Annotated in this window: 1 protein-coding gene; it reads right to left on the bottom strand. The window is 64.7% G+C overall.

Annotated features, from left to right (window positions below):
• Positions 1 to 696, bottom strand: a 696-nt coding sequence (locus tag G0A00_RS26310) for a YbhN family protein (protein ID WP_164214301.1), incomplete at its 3' end; no start/stop codon positions are given.
• Between the last annotated feature and the right edge of the window lie 320 nt (positions 697 to 1,016).

The following is a 1,016-nucleotide window of genomic DNA, read 5'->3' as shown; positions in this document are numbered from 1 at the left end:
GTAGAGCGTCGTGGCCGCCAGCAGCATGTCGACCGCGGTGAAGACGAACTGCGCCGCCATGAGACCTGGCGTCGGCGCGCGCAGCGTGACGCCCCGCACGGTGATCTCGGTCCTGCGAAAGGCGATCCAGAACAGCAGGCCGGTGACGACGATCACGACGGCCAGCGAAACATAGCGGATCGCCCCTGGCCCGAACGGCAGCAGGTGTCCAAGCGCCAGCGGATGAATGGCCAGCGCGCCGAAGCCGATGATCGTCGCCCCGAAGCCGAAGGCGACCGAGGCGAATGCGGCAATCGCGGCGATGTCCTGTGTGGAAAGTCCAAGCGCGGAATACACCCGGTAGCGCACCGCTCCGCCGGTGATCGGGCCCGCGCCGATGGTGTTGCCGAAGGCATAGCCAAGGAAGCTGCCGAGGGCGACCACCGGGCCCGGTAGGTCCTTTCCAATGTAGCGCAGCGCCGAGCGATCATAGCCGATGAGCGCGGCGTAGCTGGCAAAGGTCGTGAGTACCGCCAGCGCGAGGATATGCCACGGCGTCGCCCTTGCCTGCGTCAGCACGCTGCGCAGGTCGACCGGGGCCAGCAGGCGGTAGAGGGCAAAGGCACCCGCCCCGAAGAGCGCCGCCGTCACGATGTAGGGCAGCAGCGGTTTCACCCGCTGCCAAGGTGTGAGGTGCGCGGTGCTGGCGTCTGTCATGGTCTGTCCCCGATGTCTTTCTGCTGGGAATGGCCAAGGCGGCTTTTCGCAAGCTGTCCGAAAGATTGGCATTTCGCAATCTTCAGTCCGGCCGGCAAAGATTACCGATACCCAATGCGAGCATCATGCGCGGGCAAGCTCCCATGCCCAGATTTCAGGAAACCCGGAAGCAAAGGAGAGTTCGGCATGGAACGGATGAAGGCATTGATCGCGCAGGCGCTGGTCGCAGTTGTGGTCGCTGTGGGTATGGGGCTTGGGCTTGTGGTCATGGGCGTTGCCATGATCGTCGGCCTTGTCATCACGCTTGCCGTTCGGCTCGC

It is taken from the genome of Salipiger sp. PrR002, assembly GCF_010500775.1.
GTDB lineage: Bacteria > Pseudomonadota > Alphaproteobacteria > Rhodobacterales > Rhodobacteraceae > Salipiger.
Note: the sequence above shows the minus strand (reverse complement) of the source record. Positions and strands in the feature narration are given on the sequence as shown.